The sequence below is a fragment of the Butyrivibrio sp. AE3009 genome (genome assembly GCF_000420845.1).
Lineage (GTDB): Bacteria > Bacillota > Clostridia > Lachnospirales > Lachnospiraceae > Butyrivibrio.
This window is the reverse complement of the sequence record NZ_ATVS01000087.1, coordinates 1-3119: the sequence shown is the minus strand read 5'-3', so window position 1 is coordinate 3119 and position 3119 is coordinate 1. Positions and strand designations below refer to the sequence as shown.

Genomic DNA, 3119 nt, shown 5'->3' with positions numbered 1-3119 from the left:
TAAATTGCTAATTCCTCATATTTGTTTGGGCCATAAAGTCAAAATGCTTAACATGCCAGCATGTACGCATTTATGACTTTTGGCACCTATATCATAATATAAGATGCCATTTTACTCATAAGCATAATACAGCATAACGCAGAGCTGTGCAATGTGAATGATAAAAAAGAATGTGTTTAAAATGAGCTTGTTTTTATATATTATATTATAAGACAAACATTCACAGAGAAGGGGATTTTCAAGGAGGCAGAAAATGGTATATGTGAATCAGGCCGGTTATTCACCGGAATCCAAGAAAAAGGCAACATTGGCGGGAGATGAGAATTTTACCCTTTATACAAAGAGCGGAAGAGAGGTACTAAAGGGGAAACTTGCGCTGCACCACGACGACAACAGCGGAGAGGATACGGCTGTTGTGGATTTTTCCGAGGTAAGGGAGCAGGGGAGCTACTATTTTACCGATGGAAAAGGCAATAAGAGTGCGGAATTCGTTATAAAAAAGAACCACTATCATGAGGCTCTTAAGGCTTCCATGAAGATGTTATACTTCCAGCGCTGCGGAATGGAGCTGGAGGAAAAGTATGCGGGAGTGTTCGCAAGGAAGGCATGTCACTGCGGAGGCGGATATCTTCTGGAGAACCCGAAAATCCGCCGCAAGATGCTGGGCGGCTGGCATGATGCGGGCGATTACGGCAGATACGTGACAGCGGGCGCGGTGGCTCTTGCTCATATTTTATACGGTTATGAGATGTTCCCGGGGGCTCTGACCATGGATCTTAACATCCCCGAGAGCGGCGGCAAGTATCCTGACATTCTGGCTGAGTGCAAGTACGAGCTGGACTGGATGCTGGATATGCAGGATGAGGACGGCGGAGTTCACCACAAGTGTACTTCACAGAATTTCTGCGGATTTGTGATGCCTGATGAGGATGATCTTGATATGGTGATCACACCGGTATCGAGCCTTGCTACAGGTGATTTTGCAGCTATTATGGCGCTGGCAAGCCGCATTTACAAGGCTTATGACGAGGAGTATGCCAAGGTTCTGGCTGATGCCGCAAGGCTGGCCTGGGACTGGCTTGTGAAGAACCCGGCCTTTGTATTTGAGAATCCTACCGAGGTTACGACAGGAACCTATGAGGATATGTGCGACACCGACGAAAGACTCTGGGCTGCGGCTGAGATGTTCCGTCTGGACGGCCGTGAGGATGCCAAGAAGATCATTTTGAGCGTGCTTGAGCTTAGAATCAGCCTGTACAGCCTTGGCTGGGCTGATGTCGGAGGACTTGGCACACTGGCTGTTATAAACGGTGGCAAGGAGCTGTTTGGCGAAGATCTGTATAACAGGATGGTTCTTAAGTGGGTTGATGAGGCCAACAGACTTAAGAGTGTTGCATGTAACAATGACTTTGGCCTTACGCTTCGTCCCGCTGAATTTGTCTGGGGCAGCAACATGGTGGTACTGACCAATGCCATGGTTCTGTGCGTTGCCCATTATCTCACAGGAGATGTTGGATATCTCTGGACAGCGGAGTATCAGCTTGACTATATATTTGGAAGAAACGCAAATGATATCAGCTATGTGACGGGCATCGGTGAGAGAGCCTTCAGGCATCCGCACCTTCGTCCCACTGAGGCTGACGGCATTGATGATCCTATTCCCGGATTTGTTTCCGGCGGCCCGAATTTCAGGCCCTGCGACGAGGCGGCAAATATGGAGAATATGGCGGATCAGCCGGCGATGAAGAGATATGCGGATGATATGAGATCGTATTCGACGAATGAGATTACGATATATTGGAATTCGCCGCTTGTGTTTGTGCTGGGATATATGGCGAGATAAGTTGAGTTTCCAGAGATGATATGAGAACCCTTGGGGACGGTTGTGAGTCACAACCGTCCCCTGCTACTTCCATCTTTTCTTTCCGCTATTTTTCACAAAGGCATCTCTTAATCTTTCAAACATTTTGTGCAATAAATCAATCATTTTCCCTGATTATTACAAATAATTTAAAAAAATATCGCAAAAATTTACAAAATAAGCAATAATTGAAAGCCACGAAGCAATATTTGACATGTAAAAAAAGCCCAGAATTGCTATGCTAAAGCTGCTTGCATTATATTATTTCAACTAGGGAAAGGAGTTATGGTATGAAAAGAGGTTTGGCAGTAGCACTGGGCCTTATGTTGATTGGGGGATCAATATTCGACAACAGTACCACAGCACAGGTAGCGAAAGCTGCCGACGACAAAGTTGAGTGCGAGAGCATGACCAAGAGCGGTCAGTACACCGGCTCTATCAGCAGCCCTTTTAGCGGCGCAGCTCTCTATGCAAACAACGATACACTGAGCTTTAACCAGTATTTCGCATACGGCACTCACAGTTTCACTCTCCGCGGCTGTTCCAACAACAGCAACATGGCAAAAGTAGATCTTAAGATCGCCGGAGAGAAGAAGGGTACATTCTATTTTGGAGATTCGTATCCTGCAGAGTACACCATCGAGAACGTAAGTCACAAGACAGGCGATGTAACTGTTCAGCTGACCGTGTCCGCAGATGACGGCACATGGGATGCATACGTTGACTACCTTACATGGGGCAACGGTTCAGGATCATCTTCAGGCGGAAACACAGGTGGCAGCACCGGCGGAAGCACAGGCGGCAACCAGGGTCAGACAGTAGAGGCTAACCTTCGTAACACCTACGGTGCACAGTACGGCTATTCAGGAACATGTATCAACCTGTATCAGCTCAGAGACTCCAGTCAGCTTAGCATCCTTAAGCAGCACTACAATTCAATCACACTTGAGAACGAGATGAAGCCTGATGCTCTTCTCGGCAGCTCAGCAAGACTTATATCTGTAAGCCAGGCTAAGAACCAGGGATACTACATCCCCAGCGGATACAATGAGCAGTATGTTCCTCAGATCAACTTCAGCACTGTTGATGAAGTTATGAAGATCTGCTACCAGAACGGCCTTAAGATGAGAGCTCATACACTTGTATGGCACTCACAGACACCCAGCTGGTTCTTCAGAAACGGCTATTCAGGAAACGGCGGCTTTGTAAATTCTTCCACGATGGACAAGCGTCTTGAGATGTATGTTAAGACCGTTAT

General features: G+C 46.9%; 2 protein-coding genes. Both read left to right on the top strand.

Annotated features, from left to right (window positions below):
* Positions 1 to 253: 253 nt before the first annotated feature.
* A complete protein-coding gene (locus G588_RS0118300) occupies positions 254 to 1843 on the top strand; it encodes a glycoside hydrolase family 9 protein (protein ID WP_022780135.1) in 1590 nt (529 codons plus the stop codon).
* 308 nt (positions 1844 to 2151) lie between these two features.
* On the top strand, positions 2152 to 3119 hold a 968-nt coding region (locus tag G588_RS23225; protein ID WP_242830398.1), incomplete at its 3' end, for an endo-1,4-beta-xylanase.

Excerpts from the sequence above, each read along its gene's own strand:
- G588_RS0118300 (WP_022780135.1), top strand. The coding sequence starts at position 254 with ATGGTATATGTGAATCAGGCCGGTTATTCACCGGAATCCAAGAAAAAG.